16 protein-coding genes and 2 pseudogenes are annotated in these 20198 nt (G+C 63.7%); 8 read left to right on the forward strand and 10 right to left on the reverse strand.

Annotated elements, in window-relative coordinates; translation table 11 throughout:
• Positions 1–22 precede the first annotated feature (22 nt).
• The 6 genes and pseudogenes from KI241_RS25135 to KI241_RS25160 form a co-directional block, all read right to left on the reverse strand.
• Positions 23–793 carry an electron transfer flavoprotein subunit beta gene (locus tag KI241_RS25135; RefSeq protein WP_047735904.1) on the reverse strand — a complete coding sequence of 257 codons (771 nt, stop codon included), beginning with the start codon at positions 791–793 and terminating at the stop codon, positions 23–25.
• Positions 794–808: 15 nt separating this feature from the next.
• Positions 809–2029, reverse strand: a complete 1221-nt coding sequence (locus KI241_RS25140; RefSeq protein ID WP_212803111.1) for an electron transfer flavoprotein subunit alpha/FixB family protein — start codon at positions 2027–2029, stop codon at positions 809–811.
• Positions 2029–3977: pseudogene (gene dgcB / locus KI241_RS25145) on the reverse strand (dimethylglycine demethylation protein DgcB). The gene KI241_RS25140 and the pseudogene dgcB overlap by 1 nt, the downstream one beginning before the upstream one ends.
• A gap of 108 nt (positions 3978–4085) precedes the next feature.
• Entirely contained in the window at positions 4086–6146 is a 2061-nt protein-coding gene (gene dgcA, locus KI241_RS25150; RefSeq protein ID WP_212803112.1) for a dimethylglycine demethylation protein DgcA, read from the reverse strand.
• Positions 6147–6161: 15 nt separating this feature from the next.
• Complete coding sequence (locus KI241_RS25155; RefSeq protein ID WP_030139308.1) at positions 6162–6692, reverse strand: DUF5943 domain-containing protein; 531 nt, start codon at positions 6690–6692, stop codon at positions 6162–6164.
• 211 nt (positions 6693–6903) lie between these two features.
• Entirely contained in the window at positions 6904–7881 is a 978-nt protein-coding gene (locus KI241_RS25160) for a dipeptidase (protein WP_042732528.1), read from the reverse strand.
• Between the two features lie 236 nt (positions 7882–8117).
• On the opposite strand from KI241_RS25160, the gene KI241_RS25165 reads away from it, so the two are divergent.
• Both KI241_RS25165 and KI241_RS25170 read left to right on the forward strand, forming a co-directional pair.
• Positions 8118–8519 (forward strand): lysozyme inhibitor LprI family protein, encoded by a 402-nt coding sequence (locus KI241_RS25165; protein ID WP_042732527.1) that lies wholly within the window; start codon positions 8118–8120, stop codon positions 8517–8519.
• A 58-nt stretch (positions 8520–8577) separates the two neighbouring features.
• Positions 8578–8994 carry a DUF3010 family protein gene (locus tag KI241_RS25170; protein ID WP_047735901.1) on the forward strand — a complete coding sequence of 139 codons (417 nt, stop codon included), beginning with the start codon at positions 8578–8580 and terminating at the stop codon, positions 8992–8994.
• Positions 8995–9141: 147 nt separating this feature from the next.
• Here the strand turns inward: KI241_RS25170 and KI241_RS25175 are convergent, their stop codons facing one another.
• Both KI241_RS25175 and KI241_RS25180 read right to left on the reverse strand, forming a co-directional pair.
• Positions 9142–10317, reverse strand: a complete 1176-nt coding sequence (locus tag KI241_RS25175) for an AAA family ATPase (RefSeq protein WP_212803113.1) — start codon at positions 10315–10317, stop codon at positions 9142–9144.
• Between the two features lie 68 nt (positions 10318–10385).
• The gene (locus tag KI241_RS25180; RefSeq protein ID WP_212803114.1) at positions 10386–11345 is read right to left on the reverse strand and encodes a GlxA family transcriptional regulator; all 960 of its coding nucleotides are present in this window, start codon (positions 11343–11345) and stop codon (positions 10386–10388) included.
• A 167-nt stretch (positions 11346–11512) separates the two neighbouring features.
• On the opposite strand from KI241_RS25180, the gene KI241_RS25185 reads away from it, so the two are divergent.
• From KI241_RS25185 to KI241_RS25210, 6 genes and pseudogenes are all read left to right on the forward strand, one after another.
• Complete coding sequence (locus KI241_RS25185) at positions 11513–12457, forward strand: choline ABC transporter substrate-binding protein (RefSeq protein ID WP_042732674.1); 945 nt, start codon at positions 11513–11515, stop codon at positions 12455–12457.
• Between the two features lie 70 nt (positions 12458–12527).
• Positions 12528–13414, forward strand: a pseudogene (locus KI241_RS25190) (3-keto-5-aminohexanoate cleavage protein).
• A gap of 139 nt (positions 13415–13553) precedes the next feature.
• Positions 13554–14519: an L-carnitine dehydrogenase gene (locus KI241_RS25195; protein ID WP_212803115.1), complete on the forward strand. Its 966-nt coding sequence runs from the start codon at positions 13554–13556 to the stop codon at positions 14517–14519.
• Positions 14520–14694: 175 nt separating this feature from the next.
• Positions 14695–15171, forward strand: coding sequence for a thioesterase family protein (locus KI241_RS25200; protein ID WP_042731610.1), 477 nt, complete (start codon positions 14695–14697; stop codon positions 15169–15171).
• A 19-nt stretch (positions 15172–15190) separates the two neighbouring features.
• Positions 15191–16354, forward strand: coding sequence for a gamma-butyrobetaine dioxygenase (locus tag KI241_RS25205; RefSeq protein WP_212803116.1), 1164 nt, complete (start codon positions 15191–15193; stop codon positions 16352–16354).
• A 299-nt stretch (positions 16355–16653) separates the two neighbouring features.
• Positions 16654–16917, forward strand: coding sequence for a hypothetical protein (locus tag KI241_RS25210; RefSeq protein WP_042731608.1), 264 nt, complete (start codon positions 16654–16656; stop codon positions 16915–16917).
• 44 nt (positions 16918–16961) lie between these two features.
• Here the strand turns inward: KI241_RS25210 and KI241_RS25215 are convergent, their stop codons facing one another.
• Positions 16962–18065: a GlxA family transcriptional regulator gene (locus KI241_RS25215; protein WP_042731607.1), complete on the reverse strand. Its 1104-nt coding sequence runs from the start codon at positions 18063–18065 to the stop codon at positions 16962–16964.
• Between the two features lie 591 nt (positions 18066–18656).
• The gene (locus KI241_RS25220; RefSeq protein WP_042731606.1) at positions 18657–20033 is read right to left on the reverse strand and encodes an L-serine ammonia-lyase; all 1377 of its coding nucleotides are present in this window, start codon (positions 20031–20033) and stop codon (positions 18657–18659) included.
• Positions 20034–20198: the final 165 nt, after the last annotated feature.

Genomic DNA, 20198 nt, shown 5'->3' on the forward strand with positions numbered 1-20198 from the left:
AGGGGAGTAGGTCGTTTCCGCCTTAGCGGACGACCCCTTCCTCAACAAGCAACTTGAGAATCGCCTCGGCGCCCGCTTCCGGGCTGACGCCCTTGAGCACTTGCCCGCCTCCGCCGCTGGCCTTGGCCGTGGCGGCTTTCATGCGGTCGGCGCCGCTCTTGGCCTTGATCACCTTCAGGCGTTTGGGGCGTGGCTTGGCCGGTTGCAGGGTCGCCACCGCCAGCAAGGCGTCATCGACCACTTCGACCTCTTCGGCGTGCAGGGCACCCCGTCGCGCAGGGCCGTAGGCGCTCTGCCGAGGCTTGGGCGCAGCGTTATCCACAGTCGCCAGGAACGGCAGGCGCACTTTCAAGCGGCGCCGTTGCCCGCGAGGCAGGGCTTGCAACACCAGGGCGACGCCGCTGTCGATGGATTCGACCTGGGCCAGCCCGACCACCAGCGGCCAGCCGAGGTTTTCCGCCAGCAGGAATGGCAACATCCCAGAACCTTCGCCGGTTTCCGCCTGGCTGCCGGTGAGCACCACTTGGGCGCCGACATCGCGCAGGTAGTCGGTCAGGGCCGGCAGCGCGTCGGCGCCCTCGGGGTTGTCCAGGACGTGGAGTTCGTCCAGGCCCATGCCCAGGTAGGCGCGCAGGGCCGGCTCAGCCACGTCGCCGGCGTGCAGCACTTGCAGGTCGTTGCCAGCCAATTGCAGGCCCAGCTCCACGGCGCGGGCGTCCTGTTCGGCGCGACGGGGCCGGCCGGAGGTCGGGTGGGCACCGATGGAGACGAGGCTGATCACTTGAGTACTCATGGTTGAATCCTTAGCTTAAGCCGCATCGCGCCTGGCTTCGTTGCGGTAGGCCTCTACCGCCGCGATCAGGGCCTTGAGAATCGCCGCGCTGTCACCAATCACCGACAGGTCCGCCCGCTTGATCATGTCGCAGCCCGGGTCGAGGTTGATCGCTACCACCTTGTCGCAGGCACCGATGCCTTGCAGGTGCTGGATCGCCCCGGAAATTCCCACGGCCACATAGACCCGCGCGGTGACCCAGGTGCCACTGGCGCCCACCTGGCGGTCCCGCGCCATGAAGCCATCGTCCACTGCCACCCGCGAAGCCCCCTCGGTGGCGCCCAGGGCCGCCGCGGTCTGGTGGAAAAGCGCCCAGTCCTTGACCCCGTTGCCGCCGGAGAAAATGAATTCGGCTTCGGCCATCGGAATCGCCCCCGGGTCCACTGCCACCGCGCCCAGGTCTTCGATGCGCGACAGGCTGCGGGCCACGCTTGTGGATAACTCCACCGGCAGCGCTTCATGACGGGTTTCGCTGACCGGTTCGGCGCATTCGGCGGCGGCCAGGATCAAGCGCGCCAAGGGTCGAGCCAGGTCTTGCAGGCCGGCACCGGCGCGGCCGATGCACTCCTCGCCTTTGACCTGCCAGACCCGCGTGGCCGGGCGCTCACCCAGCACGGCGGCAAAGCGCCGGCCCAGTTCGCCACCGCCACTGCGGCTGTCCGGCAGCAACCAGTGACGAGGGCTGAATTGGTTATCCACAGCCCGCAGGCCCTGCACCCGTTGTTCCGGTGCATAACCATTGAAGGCCTCGCCTTCGAGCACCAGCAAGCGGTCGACGCCCGCCGTGGCGAAGGTGGTTTCCTTGTGCTCGCCAAAGACCACCGCCAGCACCGCGCCGTCGCTGCCGGCCAGTTGATGGGCCAGGCCGAGCAAGTCCCGGTCGTGGGCGCTGAGACGCCCCCCGACCATGTCCGGCACCACGCTGATGTAGAACGCCGGCTGCGCCACCTGATGCAGCGGCAATTGCACTTCAGTGGCCGCGGCGCGCTTGGTCGCGCCGCCCTGCTGGGCACCGCTGCGGTCGATACGCTTGATGCCGTTGGGGCCAATGAAACCCACGCCGTGGACATGCTTGCGGATGATCCCGTTAGGGCCCATCCAGCTGTGTTGCACCGGCTGCATGGCCGCGTGCAGCGGGTGCAGGCGGTTGCGGGCGATCCACTCGGCGCGAGGGTCGCGGCGGATGATGTCGCTCATTAATGCACCTCCGCAGGTTCACGTTTGGCCGGGGCCGCGGTTTTACCCGACGCCACGTCTTCAAGCAGGGCATCGGCCACCAGTTCGGCGATGTCCTTAATCATCGGCCGCGGCTCGACCACGCCTTCCAGCATCGCCGTGCACTGTGGACAACCCACCGCCACCAGCTCGGCACCGGTTTCGCGGATGTCTTCCATGCGCATGTCAGGGATCCGCTGCTTGCCCGGGATGTCGGTGATCGGCGCACCGCCGCCACCGCCGCAGCAGCGCGAACGGAAACCCGAACGCTGCATTTCCTTGACCTCGATGCCCAGTGCGCGCAGCACCTGGCGGGGGCCTCGTACTCGCCGTTGTAGCGACCCAGGTAGCACGGGTCGTGGTACGTCACGCTGTCACCCTTGTGCTGGCCGAGATTGAGGGCGCCAGCGCCGATGATCTCCGCCAGGTAAGTGCTGTGGTGCTGCACCAGGTAGTTGCCATCGAAGGCACCGTACTCGTTTTTCAGCACGTGGAAGCTGTGAGGGTCGCAAGTGACGATGCGGTTGAAGCTGTATTTGGCCAGGGTCTGGATGTTGCGCTTGGCCAACAACTGGAACGTCGCCTCGTCACCCAGGCGCCGGGCCACGTCACCGCTGTCGCGTTCTTCGAGGCCGAGCACGGCAAAATCGATCTTCGCCGCCTTGAGCACTTTGACGAACGCACGCAGGGTGCGCTGGTTGCGCATGTCGAAGGCGCCGTCGCCGACCCAGAAGAGCACGTCGGTGGATTTCTTCTCGCTGAGCAGGTTCAGGTTCAAGTCCGCCGCCCAGTTCATCCGCCCGCCCGGGGCGAAGCCGCCAGGGTTGTCGGTGGCGATGAGGTTTTCCAGCACCTCGGCGCCCTTGTTCGGGGTGGCGCCTTTTTCCAGGGTCAGGTGCCGGCGCATGTCGACGATGGCATCGACGTGCTCGATCATCATCGGGCATTCCTCGACGCAGGCACGGCAGGTGGTGCACGACCACAGCGTCTCGGCGTCCACCAGGCCATTGACGATCGGCTGGTGCGGATTACCGCCGTGCTCACCCACCGGCTTGCCGGGATACGGGCTGCCGGCGAACTTCGCATCGGTGCCGCCGGCCAGGCCAACGACCATGTCCTGGATGAGTTTTTTCGGGTTCAGCGGCTGGCCGGCGGCAAAGGCCGGGCACGCGGCTTCGCATTTACCGCACTGCACGCAGGCGTCGAAGCCAAGCAACTGGTTCCAAGTGAAGTCCTTGGGCTTTTCCACCCCCAACGGTGCCGCCGGGTCAGTCAAGTCCAGCGGTTTCAGGCCGGTGGAACGACCGCCGCCAAAGCGTTCGGCGCGACGGTGCCAGGCCAGGTGCAGGGCACCGGCGAAGGCGTGCTTCATTGGGCCGCCCCAGGTCATGCCGAAGAACAGCTCCGAGACGCCCCACAACACACCGAGCCCGAGGATCGCCGCCAGTACCCAGCCGCCGAAGTTTTCCGGCAGGATGCCCGCCACCGGCAGGGTCACCAGGAAGAACGACACCGAGAATGCCAGCAGGCTCTTCGGCAGGCGCATCCACGGGCCTTTCGACAGCCGTGCCGGCGGGTTGCGACGACGCAGGTAGACGAAGATCGCGCCGACGAACATCACTGCCGTCATCAACAGCAGCGCATAGCCCAGGAAACGGTTATGCAGGCCGAAGCCGTGCACCAGGATCGCCAGCACGATCGACGCCACCGCACCACCGGCCGTGGCGACGTGGGTGTTGGCGATGTATTTGTCCCGCGCCACCACGTGGTGCAAGTCCACCATGTAGCGCTTGGGCATGGCGAAGAGACCGCCGATCAGGTCAACCCTGGACGGTCGTCCCCGGCGCCACATGTTCACCCGCCGCAAGGCGCCAAGGACCGCCAGGCCCAGGGCTGCGAACAGCAGGATGGGAAGAAGGGTGTTTAGCATCAGAGTCACCTCTGCGAGGTGCGAGCTGCGAGCTGCAAGCTGCAAGGAAGAGCAGCGGAGGCCGTGCTTTTACTTGTAGCTTGTAGCTTGCCGCTTGCAGCTGCGCCGTCAAAAATCCTTACAGAGCCGAAGCGCGTCGTAGATGGCGGCGTGTGTATTACGCTGGGCCACGCAGTCGCCGATACGGAACAGCAGATAGCCATCGCCGCTGTGTTCCAGGCACGGCTGGGGCTTGATCGCGAACAGGGCTTCGACGTCGATCTGGCCCTTGTTGCGCGAACCTTCCTTCAGCGCGTAGTAGATTTCTTCGTCCGGCCGCACGCCGTTCTCCACCACCACCTGGTCCACCACGCGCTCTTCCTTGGCACCGGTGTATTCGTTCTCCAGCACCGCCACCAGCTTGTCGCCTTCGCGGTAGACCTTCTCGAGCATCATGTCCCCGGTCATGATCACTTCCTTGGGGTACATGCTGCGGTAGTAGGTGGGGAACGACGTCCCGCCAATGGCCACGCCCGGCTTGATGTCATCGGTGACGATCTCGACCTGGCTGCCCTTGTCGGCGAGGAAGTCGGCCACCGACATGCCGGTGAATTCGCAGATGGTGTCGTAGACCAACACGTTCTTGCCCGGCGCGACCTTGCCGTCGAGCACGTCCCAGCTGCTGACCACCAGCCCTTCGGCGGCGCCCCAGTGCTCGTTCTGCTCCACGTTCGGATGCCCGCCGACGGCCAGCACCACCACGTCCGGACGCAGGTCCATGATGGTCGCCGCGTCAGCCGCCACGCCCAGGCGCAGGTCGACTTTCAGCCGCGCCAGCTCCAGTTGGAACCAGCGGGTGATACCGGCGATCTGGTCCCGCTGCGGGGCTTTCGAGGCGGTGGTGATCTGCCCGCCGATGAATTCCTTCTTCTCGAACAGGGTCACGTCATGGCCACGCTCGGCCGCCACGCGCGCCGCTTCCATGCCCGCGGGGCCTGCACCGACCACCACCACCTTGCGTTTCGGCCCGGTGGACTTCTCGATGATGTGCGGCACGCCCATGTATTCACGGGACGTCGCGGCGTTCTGGATGCACAGCACGTCCAGGCCCTGGTACTGGCGGTCGATGCAATAGTTGGCGCCGACGCACTGCTTGATCTGGTCGACCTGGCCCATCTTGATCTTGGCGATCAGGTGCGGGTCGGCGATGTGGGCACGGGTCATGCCGACCATGTCGACGTAGCCGCCCTCCAGGATCCGCGTGGCCTGGTTCGGGTCCTTGATGTTCTGCGCGTGCAGCACCGGGACCTTGACCACTTCCTTGATACCGGCGGCCAGGTGCAGGAACGGCTCCGGTGGATAACTCATGTTCGGGATAACGTTGGCCAGAGTGTTGTGGGTGTCGCAACCCGAGCCCACGACGCCGATGAAGTCCAGCATGCCGGTGTCGTCGTAGTACTTGGCGATCTGCTTCATGTCCTCGTGGGACAGGCCGTCCGGGTGGAACTCGTCACCGCACAGGCGCATGCCCACGCAGAAGTCGTCGCCCACTTCGGCGCGCACGGCCTTGAGTACTTCCAGGCCGAATTTCATCCGGCCTTCGAAGCTGCCGCCCCACTCGTCGGTACGCTTGTTGACCCGCGGGCTCCAGAATTGGTCGATCATGTGCTGGTGCACGGCCGACAGCTCGACACCGTCCAGGCCACCGGCCTTGGCCCGGCGCGCCGCCTGGGCGTAGTTGCCGATCACCCGCCAGATTTCCTCCGGCTCGATGGTCTTGCAGGTAGCACGGTGCACCGGCTCACGCACGCCGGACGGCGACATCAGGGTCGGCCAGTTGAAGCCGTCCCAACGCGAGCGACGGCCCATGTGGGTAATCTGGATCATGATCTTGGCGCCATGCTTGTGCATGGCGTCGGCCAGGTTCTGGAAGTGCGGGATGATGCGGTCGGTGGACAGGTTCACCGAGCTCCACCATTCCTGCGGGCTGTCGATGGCCACCACCGAGGAGCCACCGCAGATCGCCAGGCCGATGCCGCCCTTGGCCTTCTCTTCGTAATACTTCACGTACCGGTCGGTGGTCATCCCGCCGTCGGTGGCGTAGACCTCGGCGTGAGCGGTGCTGAGCACGCGGTTGCGGATGGTCAGCTTGCCGATCTGGATCGGCTGGAACATTGCTTCAAAAGCCATGGCGCAATCCTCGACTTACAACGGCTTGACGATGAACAGGCCGTCGTCGTGGCCTTCTTCGGAACCGCCGTAGACCTGCTCGGCCACGGTGCGGATCGAACTGCCACGCGCGGCGAGGATCTGGTCCATGGCACCGGCGAACCAGCCAGTGAACATGTAGTCGACCTTGCGCCCGACCTTGCCGTACACATAGACGAACGCCGAGTGTTCGAGCTTGACGCTGGCCGTGCCTTTGTCGAGGTCGATGTCCTGGATCTTGAACAGGCCCCAGCCGCGCTGCGACAGGCGCTTCATGTAGTGCTCGAACACCGCGACGCCTTCCAGGCCGTGGCATTCGGCTTCTTTCTCACACCAGTGCCAGGCGGACTTGTAGCCAGCCTTGTAGAGAATCTCGGCGTAGGCGTCGGCGCCCAGCACTTCCTCGATCCCCATGTGGTTGTTGACGAAAAAGTGACGCGGCACGTAGAGCATCGGCAGGGCGTCGGAGGTCCAGACACCGGTTTCGCTGTCGACTTCGATAGGCAGTTGGGGGGCGATTTTGGCCATTGAAACTTGACTCCGGAAATTCGTGATCATTACTGAGCGAAGCGTTTGCTTTTGCTCTTATAAAAAGCTGCGTGAATGCCTTTGGAGCCGTAGCGAGCACGTCGAGAGCAAGGAGGGACCGGAGCGACAAGCGAGACAGTACGCATGTACGGCGAGCTTGGCGCGAGGACCTGACGCAGCTATCGGCGAGCGGAGTAGGCTCCAGAGGTATTCACTCGCCCCAGACGTCTTTCAGGACGTTCACCCAGTTCTCGCCCATGATTTTGCGCACCACCCGCTCGGAGTGACCGCGCTTGAGCAGCGTCTCGGTGAGGTTCGGGAACTCGCCCACGGTGCGGATGCCCAGGGGGTTGATGATCTTGCCGAAGCTGGTCAGACGACGGGCGTAGCCCTTGTCGTGGGTCAGCATCTCGAAGAACGCCTGGTCATGGCCCTGGGTGAAGTCGGTGCCGATGCCGATGGCGTCTTCACCGACGATGTTCATGGTGTATTCGATGGCTTCGGCATAGTCGTCGATGGTCGAGTCGATGCCCTTGGCCAGGAACGGCGCGAACATGGTCACGCCCACGAAGCCACCGTGGTCGGCGATGAACTTCAGCTCTTCATCGGACTTGTTGCGCGGGTGCTCTTTGAGGCCGGACGGCAGGCAGTGGGAGTAGCAGACCGGCTTCTTCGATTCGAGGATGACTTCCTCGGACGTCTTGGAACCGACGTGGGACAGGTCGCACATGACGCCCACCCGGTTCATCTCGGCCACGATCTCGCGACCGAAGCCCGACAGGCCGCCGTCACGCTCGTAGCAGCCGGTGCCCACCAGGTTCTGGGTGTTGTAGCACATCTGTACCACACCGACGCCGAGCTGCTTGAAGATCTCGACATAGCCGAGCTGGTCTTCGAAGGCGTGGGCGTTCTGGAAACCGAAGATGATGCCGGTCTTGCCCTGTTCCTTGGCGCGACGGATGTCGGCGGTGGTCTTCACCGGGATCACCAGGTCGCTGTTCTCGCGGATCAGTTTCTGGCTGGCGACGATGTTGTTGACGGTGGCCTGGAAACCTTCCCACACCGACACGGTGCAGTTGGCTGCGGTCAGGCCGCCCTTGCGCATGTCTTCGAACAGGTCGCGGTTCCACTTGGCAATGATCAGCCCGTCGATAACGATGCTGTCGGCGTGCAATTCGGCTGGGCTCATCAGGCAGTCCCCTTTTTGTCAGCGATTCATGCGCCGAATCGTGTGCCGGCGCTTTGGGGCCAGCATATGCCTGAGGGCCGCGGCGACCGGGTGCAAAAACGACAGGGGAATTGCCGAAAGCGTCAATCACCGACATTGGGCCGCGGCAGGCCCACCCTGCCCGTCTGTTCTTTAGCCGACGCTTGCGCCAGAATCCGCGGCATCACTGGCTTTCACCGGACTCGAGCGGCAACGCAATGAAATCAATCTTCCTGGCTTTGGCACTGATCAGCACCGCCGCCCACGCGGCTGAAGACACCGAACAGAACCCCTGCGATGCCGTCGAAAACGACGTCCAGACCCTCGCCTGCTCGGCCTATGGCAAAAACGCCGCCGAACAGTTGCTGAGCGAAAACCTGCAGAGCCTCAACGAGCGCCTGCAAACCCGCTACGCCAGCGACAAGGCCCAACTGAGCGACATCACCGCCAAGATCAAGGCCGCCCAGCAACTGTGGCAAAAACAGCGGGACGCCGACTGCGCCATCGCCGCCTTCCCGGCCAAACCCGGCAGCGAAGCCTACAAGATTGCCGAAAACGACTGCATGGCCCAGGTGAGCGACGATCGGTCGGAGTTTCTGGAGTCGATTGGGCAGGACTGAAAGGCCCGCGTGGAATTGGCGCTGTAAGCTGTACACCCCCTCGCTCAAAAGGATCGACATGAAAACCTGCGGCATCGAAATCAAAGGCAGCGAAGCGATCATCGCCGTTGCCTCGCTGGATCAACAGGCGTTGACCCACATTGCCCTGAATACCAAGAAAATCGCCCTGGACGACGATGACGAAGCCGCCAACGTCAAGGCCTTCGCCGCGCAGGTACGGGCATTCGTCGCCGAAAACGCTATCGAACGCATCGCCATCAAGAAGCGCAGCAAGAAAGGCGAGTTCGCCGGCGGCCCGACGACGTTCAAGATCGAAGGGGTCTTCCAGTTGCTGGACGGTTGCGACGTGACGCTGCTGTCGCCGCAGACCATCAATGCGCAGAGCAAGAAGCATGACTTCGCTTTGCCGGCGACGCTGAACAAGTATCAGCATGAAGCCTATAAGGCGGCGTGCGCGGCGCTGATGAAGAAGTAACCCCGATCCACCTGACGAAATGCCTGCCCTGTGGCGAGGGAGCTTGCTCCCGCTGGACTGCGCGGCTGGCCAAAAAAACAGGGCCGCTTCGCGCCACGGCGGGAGCAAGCTCCCTCGCCACAATGCGCACCCTAGGTACATGCAGGTTCACTGCCGCTTGCGATACCCCTTCAACCAATCGGCAAACGCTTTGTCCTCCAATGCGTAGCCACCGCGATTGGACTTCCATACCAATTCCTTTTCACGAAGCGCGTCGATGCAGGATTGGATGGTCTGGGTGCCTGGCACGACCTCGCTTCCCATACTCGCAAGCACCTTGCCCACGGCCTCCAGCGTCGCATCCGTAAAGGGCGCAAAGGGTTCGTTGTTTTGCGAGCGCTCGGCCATGACCTGGAGAACGGCGCGTTGGGGCACCGTCAGGGCGTTCCAGGCGCTTTCAAACTCGGTCCAGACACCGGCACGCAGCATTTCGGCGCTGTTGCGCAGCAACTCGCCCAAATGGCTCGCCTCACCCAACTCCAAGGCAATCTCGCCGATGACGGCACGCAACATTTCAGGGCGACGTCCGACCAACTCAAACGCTTGATCGAGCTCGTCGGCATTGAATTGGTTGGTCTGGGCCAGATGCGCGTTCAAATGGGCAGCGTAGGCCTTGGTGAACTCCTTGCCCAACAATGGGAAAGACGTGATACCGGAGCCGTAGAAAGGCTGATTGCGGCTGAGTACCAGATGAGCCAGTTTGTCTCGATTGGACCCCGTAAACACCAGGCGAAGGCCACTGGCATCATCCTCACGGCCCTGGTTGAGCTGGTCACGGGCGGCCTTGAGCGCGAACATCGCATTGACCCCGGCTTCGGTGGTCAGCGCGTGTTGGGCTTCGTCGATCACCAACACCACGGTTTTACCAGCAGCACGATGCAACAACTCCAGCGCCTGGGTCAGCGTTGCGCCGTCAGGCAGTTGCGGCCGGCTGAAATCCCAGGACAGCGTGCGCAAGAAACTGAGTTTGTCGATGCCCATGGACTTGGCAAGCTTACGGATACCCTTTTCATAAGACACCAATGCCGCAGCGATAGCCGAGGCAATCAGATCGGCAGGGTCCTTCTCCTTGTTGGCCCATAGATCGACGTAGACCGCCAGCCAGCCACGGGTTTCGCATTCGGGAATCAAGTCTTCACGCAAGAAGGTGCTTTTTCCGGTGCGTCTAGGCGCCGCCAGGAACAGGCCAGAGGTGTAGTCCTGAATCCCAGTCCCCACCAGCCCATCGACAATGCTGCGGGCCAGATCGGGGCGCCGGAAGACAAAACCAGTGGGCTTGGACATGGTTTTATACTCATTTATGGCGACAGGTATAATTTATAGTCGCGAGTATAATTGAGTATAAAAACCTGTCAAACCACCTCCCGCCCATCCCCCTGCCGTCGCCGATCCTCCCGCGGGCAGCGTTCGAACCGGGCCCGGTAGCTGCGGGTAAAGTACGACGGTGATTCAAACCCGCAGGCGATGCTCACTTCCAGCACGCTCATATCAGTCTGGCGCAGCAGTTGCCGGGCCTTCTCCAGGCGCAGGCGCAGGTAGAAGTTGCTCGGGGTGTCGTTCAGGTGCAGGCGGAACAGGCGTTCGAGCTGGCGTCGCGTCACGCTGATCGATTGCGCCAGCGCCAGGGTACTCAAGGGCGGTTCGCTGTGGGTTTCCATCTCCCCGATGACCTGCACCAGTTTCTTGTTGCGAATGCCGTAGCGGCTGGCGATTTCCATGCGCTGGTGGTCTTTGCGCGGACGGATGCGACCGAGCACGAATTGCTCGCTTACCTGGATCGCCAGTGCCGCACCGTGGGCCTGGCCGATCAGGTCGAGCATCAGGTCAATCGAAGCGGTGCCGCCCGCGCAGGTGATGCGGCGGCGGTCGATCTCGAACAGTTCCTGGGTCACGCCAAGGTGAGGATAAGACTCCTTGAACGCCTCGATCGCCTCCCAGTGCAAGGTCACCCGATGCCCGTCCAGCAACCCCGCCTCGGCGAGCACCACGCTGCCGGTGTCGATACCGCCCAGGGTCACGCCGTCCTTGTCCAGGCGGTGCAGCCAGCGCTCCAGTGCCGGCGTGGAGAACTTCAGCGGCTCGAACCCCGCCACCACCCAGAGGGTTGCGCCTTTCTTCAGGGGTTCCAGTGCCGCATCGGCGTTGACCGACATGCCATTGCTCGCCAGCACCGGCCCGCCATCGACACTCAATACGTGCCAGCAGTACAGCCCGCCGCGAAAGCGATTGGCCACCCGCAGCGGCTCGATGGCCGAAATGAAACCGATGGCCGAGAAACCCGGCATCAACAAAAAGTAGAAATCCTGGGACATGGCGCGCACTCGGTTGGCGGGTAGCGTGGCACCTTGATACGCCACAGGTCGCCGCAGTGCAAGAGCACGTCGCCGCAGGGCGCTTTGCGCAGCGTCCGGCTACGTAACGTGGCATCACCGGCGCACAGACGCCGGACCCCATAACAATAAGCTGCCGAGGACCCGCCATGAAACGATTGATCAGCTCCTGCGTTCTTGCTCTCAGCGGTACCGTTTTGCTCAGCTCAGCCACCTTTGCCGCCGAGCCTGCTGCATGCCAGAACGTGCGCCTGGGCGTGGTCAACTGGACCGATGTCATCGCCACCAGTGCCCTGACCCAAGTGATGCTCGATGGCCTCGGCTACAAGACCAAACAGACCAGCGCCTCCCAGCAGATTATCTTCGCCGGCATCCGCGACCAGCGCCTGGACCTGTTCCTGGGTTACTGGAACCCGCTGATGACCCAGACAATCACCCCGTTCGTCGAGGCCAAGCAGGTGAAAGTCCTGGAGCAGCCCAGCCTCAAGGATGCCCGAGCCACCCTCGCCGTGCCGACCTACCTGGCCGACAAGGGCCTGAAGACGTTCGCCGACATCGCCAGGTTTGAAAAAGAGCTGGGCGGCAAGATCTACGGCATCGAGCCCGGCTCCGGTGCCAACACCCAGATCAAGGCGATGATCGCCAAGAACCAGTTCGGCCTGGGTAAATTCCAACTGGTGGAGTCCAGCGAGGCCGGCATGCTCGCCGCCGTTGACCGTGCGGTACGGCGCAAGGAAGCCGTGGTGTTCTTCGGCTGGGCGCCGCACCCGATGAACGTCAACGTGCAGATGACCTACCTTACCGGCAGCGAAGACGCGCTCGGCCCGAACGAAGGCATGGCCACCGTGTGGACCGTCACCGCGCCGAACTACGCCGAGCAATGCCCGAACGTCAGTCGCTTGCTGAGCAACCTGACCTTCACCGCCGAAGACGAGAGCCGGATGATGCAGCCGCTGCTGGACCACAAGGACCCGCTCGAATCGGCCCGGCAATGGCTCAAGGACCATCCGCAAGACAAGCAGCGCTGGCTCGAAGGCGTCACCACCTTCGATGGCAAACCGGCCGCCGACAACCTGCAACTGACCACCAACTGACCCACGCCATCGTTCTGCGCAGCGCCGCCGGCCTGCGCAGTGATTCACCTCGCCTGAAGGAAGCCGCACCATGAACCACGACGTCATCATCACCTGCGCACTCACCGGTGCTGGCGACACCACCGCCAAGAGCCCCCACGTACCGGTGACCCCGAAACAGATCGCCGAGGCGGCCGTCGAGGCGGCCAAGGCCGGCGCCACGGTGGTCCATTGCCACGTGCGCGACCCGCAGACCGGCAAGTTCAGCCGCGACGTGGCGCTGTACCGCGAAGTGATGGAGCGCATCCGCGAGGCGGACGTGGACATCATCGTCAACCTCACCGCCGGCATGGGCGGCGACCTGGAGATCGGGGCCGGCGAGCGGCCGATGGAATTCGGCCCCAACACCGACCTGGTGGGCCCGCTGACCCGCTTGGCCCACGTCGAAGAGCTGCTGCCGGAAATCTGCACGCTCGATTGCGGCACCCTGAACTTCGGTGACGGCGACACCATTTACGTCTCCACCCCGGCGCAACTGCGAGCCGGGGCCAAGCGCATCACTGAACTGGGGGTCAAGGCCGAGCTGGAAATCTTCGACACCGGCCACCTGTGGTTCGCCAAGCAACTGATCAAGGAAGGCCTGCTGGACAACCCGCTGTTCCAGCTTTGCCTGGGCATTCCCTGGGGGGCGCCCGCCGACACCACCACCATGAAGGCGATGGTCGACAACCTGCCGGCGGACGCCGTATGGGCCGGCTTCGGCATCGGCCGCATGCAGATGCCGATGGCCGCCCAAGCCGTGCTGCTGGGGGCAACGTGCGGGTCGGGCTGGAAGACAACCTCTGGCTGGACAAAGGCGTGCTCGCCACCAACGGTCAACTGGTGGAACGCGCCGGGGAAATTCTCACTCGCCTCGGCGCCCGCGTCCTGACCCCGGCCGAGGGCCGCAGGAAGATGGGCCTGACCCCGCGCGGCTGACCCGAGCTTATGCACAACCCTGTGGGAGCGAGCTTGCTCGCGATAGCGGTACACCAGCTATCGATGTGCCGACTGATATTCAGCCATCGCGAGCAAGCTCGCTCCCACAGGTGGCCCTCAACAACTTCAGGAAATCACCATGAGCTTTATCACCGACATCAAAACCTTCGCCGCCCTGGGCAGCGGAGTCATCGGCAGCGGCTGGGTCAGCCGAGCCCTGGCCCACGGGCTGGACGTCGTGGCCTGGGACCCGGCGCCCGGGGCTGAAGCGGCGTTGCGCAAGCGCGTCGCCAGTGCTTGGGGTGCGCTGGAGAAACAAGGCCTTGCGCCGGGTGCATCCCAGGATCGGCTGCGCTTTGTCGCCACCGTCGAGGAATGCGTGCGCGACGCCGACTTCATCCAGGAAAGCGCTCCCGAGCGCCTGGAGCTGAAACTCGACCTGCACAGCCGCATCAGCGCCGCCGCCAAGCCCGACGCGCTGATCGGCTCCAGCACGTCGGGGTTGCTGCCCAGCGAGTTCTACGAGGGCGCCACTCACCCGGAACGTTGCGTGGTCGGGCATCCGTTCAACCCGGTCTACCTGCTGCCGCTGGTGGAAGTGGTGGGCGGCCGGAACACCGCGCCGGAAGCGGTGCAGGCAGCGATACAGGTGTACACGTCCCTGGGCATGCGACCGCTGCACGTGCGCAAGGAAGTGCCCGGCTTCATCGCCGACCGGCTGCTCGAAGCGCTGTGGCGCGAAGCCCTGCACCTGGTCAACGACGGCGTGGCAACCACCGGCGAAATCGACGATGCCATCCGCTTCGGTGCCGGCTTGCGCTGGTCGTTCATGGGCACGTTTTTAACCTACACCCTGGCTGGCGGCGACGCCGGGATGCGTCACTTCATGAACCAGTTCGGCCCGGCGCTGCAACTGCCGTGGACCTACCTGCCGGCGCCGGAACTGACCGAGAAGCTGATCGACGACGTGGTCGAGGGCACGAGCGCGCAACTGGGCAACCACAGCATCTCGGCACTGGAACGTTATCGCGATGACTGCCTGCTGGCGGTGCTGGAGGCGGTGAAGACCACCAAAGCGAAACATGGGATGGCGTTTACTGACTGAACGCGATCCCTGTGGCGAGGGAGCTTGCTCCCGCTCGGCCGCGAAGCGGTCGTCAATCAGCAGACGCGGTGTTTCTGAAACACCGCGATATCAGGTTTGGGGGGCTCCGCCCCCAGCGGGAGCAAGCTCCCTCGCCACACACGTGTACACCTGCCCCCATCTGTGGAGTTTTGCCATGCCCACCCTCACCACCTACCAAACCCACATCCGCCCCGAATGGGTCGACTACAACGGCCACTTGCGCGATGCCTACTACCTGCTGATTTTCAGCTACGCCACCGACGTGCTGATGGACAGGCTCGGCATGGACAGCCAGAACCGCGACGCCAGCGGCCACTCACTGTTCACCCTCGAACTGCACCTCAACTACCTGCACGAAGTGAAGGTCGACGCCAACGTCGAGGTGCATACGCAAATCATCGGCCATGACGCCAAGCGCCTGCATATCTATCACAGCCTGCACCTGGCCGGCGGTGACAAGGCGCTGGCGGGCAACGAGCAGATGCTATTGCACGTCGACCTGGCCGGCCCGCGCTCGGCGCCCTTCCCGGAACAGACCCTGGGCAAACTCCGGGCTCTGCTGGATGAACAATCCGACCTGCCGCCCCCAGACTGCATCGGCCGGGTCATCGCCTTGCCGCCCGCCCGCTAGACGTCGAACAGGAGCCGTCATGAAAACCGCCGCCGCTTTTGCCGATTTTCGCAGCTACCCGCTGGTGTGCGTACTGGACACCGTGAAGCCTCTGGCCGATCAGGTGCTGATCACCTGGGCCGACGGCCGGGTCAGCCCATTCCATCATCAGTGGTTGCGGGACAACTGCCCGTGCCCCCAATGCGTCTACAGTGTTACCCGCGAGCAGGTGCTGGAGATCGTCGACGTGCCTGAAGACCTGACACCCGACACGACCTGGCTCGACGACGAAGGCTGCCTGTGCGTGGGCTGGCAGGACGGCCATCAGAGCCGCTTCGACCCCGGCTGGTTGCGCGCCCACGCCTACGATGAGCCGTCCAGGGCCGAGCGCCTGGCGAGCAAGCCCCAGCGCCGGCTGTGGCAACACGACCTGCCCTTGCCGGTGTTCGACTACCAGGCGGTGATGGAAGACGCCGACGCGTTGCTGCAATGGTTGCTGGCCGTACGGGACATCGGCCTGACCCAGGTGCGCGGCGTGCCCACCGAGCCCGGCTCGCTGCAACGGCTTGCCCAGCGGATCTCGTTCATCCGCGAAAGCAACTTCGGCGTGCTGTTCAATGTGCAATCCAAGGCCGACGCCGACAGCAACGCCTACACCGCCTTCAACCTGCCGCTGCACAGCGACCTGCCGACCCGTGAATTGCAACCGGGCCTGCAGTTCCTGCATTGCCTGGTCAATGACGCCCAGGGTGGCGAAAGCATCTTCGTCGATGGTTTTGCGGTGGCCGAGGCCCTGCGCCAGGAAGCCCCCGACGACTTCGAGGCGTTGTGCCGCATACCGGTGGAATTTCGCAACAAGGACCGCCACAGCGACTACCGCTGCCTGGCACCGATCATCGCCCTGGATGCCCTCGGGCACGTGGCGGAAATCCGTATGGCGAACTTTCTGCGGGGGCCGTTCGACACCTCGGCCGAACAGATGCCCGGCCTTTACCGCGCCTATCGGCGCTTGATCGCCCTGACCCGCGAGCCGCGGTTGCGCCTGGTCCGGCGGCTCGAACCCGGCCAGCTCTGGTGCTTCGACAACCGTCGCACCCTCCACGCCCGCAACGCGTTCGACCCGGCCACCGGGGCCCGGCACTTCCAGGGCTGCTATGTGGACCGGGATGAGTTGTTGTCGCGCATCCGGGTGTTGCAGCGCTAGCGCGCGATGCGGCCTGTCCAACACCCCATCACGCCTGATTCACACAGGCAAAAAAATCCCCGATCAAGCCGTGACAGGATCGGGGCAGGTGCGTTACTGGAGGAGCCGTCGCGCGAGGGTGACCAAACCATCGTGATTCAGCTTGGAGCTCAGTGTGCCCAGTCCCGATCCGGCTCAATTAGCCGAAAACGACACGCTCATAGCCATCCGGGCCATTGCGACAATTTGCCCTTGCCGCCATTCCGGGTGGCTACCAGAATCGAGTCACGACCCCACTCCCGGAACAAGGAAAAAGCGTCATGATGCACGCCGATTTGATCGACCAGGAAGACCTGTTGGGCCAGCTCAAGGCCCTGGGGCTCCAGATACCCAGCGGCGCCACCGCCGAACAGGCGTGCGAGTGCGCCGTGCGAGGCCTGGACAGGGAACGCGCCAATGAATTGCGACGGATGGTCAAGGACATGTACACCAGCAGCGCAACCATCCTGCCGGCGGTGCGCCAGGCCATCGACAAGCAGCTGTTGCCGGCGCTGACGGAGTATCAGCAAAACCACAGCGCCTGACCTGTGGCGAGGGAGCTTGCTCCCTCACCACAAAAGCCCTCGGCTCAGAGCCTTACGCTGGCAAACGTCGACTCGTTGCGCGCCTGGCTCAGCGCCGACAGCGGACCGGACAGCGGCGACAGGACCAGGGCCTGCGGCAGCGGCATCATCGCCACCTGTTGCGTGGTGTTGGAACCGACGCGCTCGTCGCGCGGTGGAATGCCGAAGTATTCGCGGTAGCACTTGGAGAAGTGCGGCGTGGAGACGAAGCCACACACCGACGCCACTTCGATGATCGACATCGGCGTCTGCTTGAGCAGTTGCCGCGCACGAATCAGCCGCAGCTTGAGGTAGTAACGCGACGGCGAGCAGTGCAGGTACTTCTGGAACAACCGCTCCAACTGGCGCCGGGACACGGCGACATACACCGCCAGTTCATCCAGGTCGATCGGCTCTTCGAGATTGGCTTCCATCAGCGCGACGATTTCCTGCAACTTCGGCTGGTTGGTGCCGAGCATGTGCTTGAGCGGCACACGCTGGTGATCCTGCTCGTTGCGGATGCGCTCATAGACGAACATTTCCGAGATCGCCGCCGACAGTTCGCGACCGTGATCGCGGCTGATCAAGTGCAGCATCATGTCCAACGGCGCCGTGCCGCCGGAGCTGGTGAAACGGTTGCGGTCGAGGGTGAACAACCGGGTGCTCATCGAGACCCGCGGGAAGGCTTCCTGCATCGCGGCCAGGCATTCCCAGTGCACGCTGCAATCGAAACCGTCCAGCAGGCCGGCGCAGGCCAGGGCCCAACTGCCGGTGCAGACGGCACCGAGGCGTCGGGATTGACGGGCCTGGCCTTGCAGCCATGACACGTGTTCGCGGGTCACGGTGCGCTGGATGCCGATGCCGCCACAGACGATGACGGTGTCCAGCGGTGGTGCCTTGTGCATCGAGGCGTCCGGGGTGATCTGCAGGCCGTCACTGGCCCAGACTTGCCCGCCATCGACGGTGAGGGTGGTCCAGCGATACAGCTCGCGACCGGACAACTGGTTGGCCATGCGCAGCGGTTCTACCGCGGACGCCAGGGAAATCAGCGTGAAATTGTCCAGCAGCAAAAAGCCGATGGATTGAGGCGCACGGTTCTGGGGTTGGGCCCCGGAGTTGGACGTCGTCATCGCGGTATCTCCTCACACAAAGCGGGTGATGGCCTCAGGCGGAGGCTCTTGTTATGGCCATCGTTCTCTGGCGAGAGACGGGCTTTATCGGGGTAGAGCAAATGCCGTGCCTAAAATTGAATATGCATTCAATAAATCCTGAAAACGACATCGCAACCCGTCTACACAGGGCACGCGTTCGGCATGGGTTACAGGCGCCATCAGTGGCGACAGGCGGCTGTCACAGCGAGCTGTGAGCAGTTCGGTAGCACTTGTGGGAACTGGGCTGCGCCGCTTGCGCGAGGGGTATCACCACAGGCGCGGATGACGAACGGTCGAGCGCGATGCAAGGGCCGGTTCGTCATGGGGTGTCTTGTCTGTTTGCGACGCGCTAAAAGGTGGCGCATTTCGTCTTGCTGCTCATTTTTCGAGCGATTTGAGAACACTTGTGGCGAGGGGATTTATCCCCGTTGGGTCGCGAAGCGGCCCCTCGGTTTTTTCTAATACAGCGAGTCGTCTGAATCAGGGGCTGCTTCGCAGCCCAACGGGGCGGTGCGACGTTTCGCTAAATCCCCTCGCCACAGGAACAACAGGGGCAAGTACAGTGCCTGATCAGCACTCCACCGCGCTCACCGCCAAGCCACCGCGCGAAGTCTCTTTGTATTTGTCATGCATGTCGGCGCCGGTATCGCGCATGGTGCGGATCACCCGGTCCAGGGAAATGAAGTGCTGGCCGTCACCGCGCAGCGCCATTTGTGCGGCGTTGATGGCTTTCACCGCGGCGATTGCATTGCGCTCGATGCACGGCACCTGCACCAGGCCACCGACCGGGTCGCAGGTCAGGCCGAGGTTATGCTCCAGGCCGATTTCCGCGGCGTTGCACAATTGCTCCGGCGTGGCGCCGAGGATCTCCGCCAGGCCGGCCGCCGCCATGGCGCAAGCCGAACCCACTTCGCCCTGGCAGCCGACTTCGGCACCGGAGATCGAGGCATTCTTCTTACACAGGATCCCCACCGCCGCCGCCCCGAGGAAGTAATCGACCACGTTGGCGTCGGTGACGGCCTCGCTGAATTTCATGAAGTAATGCAGCACCGCCGGGATGATCCCCGCCGCGCCGTTGGTCGGCGCCGTGACCATGCGCCCGCCGGCGGCGTTTTCCTCGTTGACCGCCAGGGCGAACAGGTTGACCCATTCCATGGCACTGAGGGTCGAGCCGATGACGTTCGGCTTGTTCAACTCTTGCAGGCTGCGGTGCAGCTTGGCCGCGCGCCGGCGCACATTCAAACCACCCGGAAGAATGCCTTCATGCTTGAGGCCGTGCTCGACGCAATCCTGCATGGCGCGCCAGAGCTTCATCAGCCCGGTGCGAATCTCTTCCTCCGAGCGCCAGACCTTTTCGTTGGCCATCATCAATTCGGCCACCCGCAGGTTGTGGGTGCGACACAGCTCGAGCAACTCCTCGGCGCTGGAAAAATCGTAAGGCAGTTGCGTGGTGTCCAGGTCCACGACGCCACTGGACGCCTGGGCCTGGTCGACGACGAAGCCGCCGCCGACGGAATAATAGGTGTCACGGTGCAGCTCGCCGCTGTCGCCCTCGGCCACCAGCGTCATCGCGTTGGGGTGGAACGGCAGGTTCTCGTCGATCAGGCGCATGTCCCGCGACCAGATGAACGGCACCGGCAGGCGGCCGTCGAGCAGCAGGGTTTCGGTTTCCCGCAGCAGCGTGATGCGCGTACCGATTTGCGACGGATCGATCGCGTCGGGCCATTCGCCCATCAGCCCCATGATCACCGCGTTGTCGCTGCCGTGGCCGATGCCGGTGGCCGACAACGAACCGTACAACTGCACCTCGACCCGGCGCACGTCGTGCAGCAAGGCCTTGGCCCGCAACGCCTCGACAAACAACGCCGCCGCACGCATGGGCCCCACGGTGTGGGAACTGGACGGGCCGATACCGATTTTGAACAGGTCGAACACGCTGATTGCCATTGCCGAGAGTCTCCAGAACGGGCATGTGCGGGCGCCGAAGCGTCCGGTGACGGAGCTGCTACGCTCAACGCCGGGATGGCCGCATCATCCGGCTTTTGCCCAGGTGCCCGACGTCTGACACCGACGCAATCATGCCCGCCAACGCCGCCGCTCTTTTGCTCCGTT

The sequence above is a fragment of the Pseudomonas sp. Cab53 genome (assembly GCF_018325965.1).
Lineage (GTDB): Bacteria > Pseudomonadota > Gammaproteobacteria > Pseudomonadales > Pseudomonadaceae > Aquipseudomonas > Aquipseudomonas chlororaphis_E.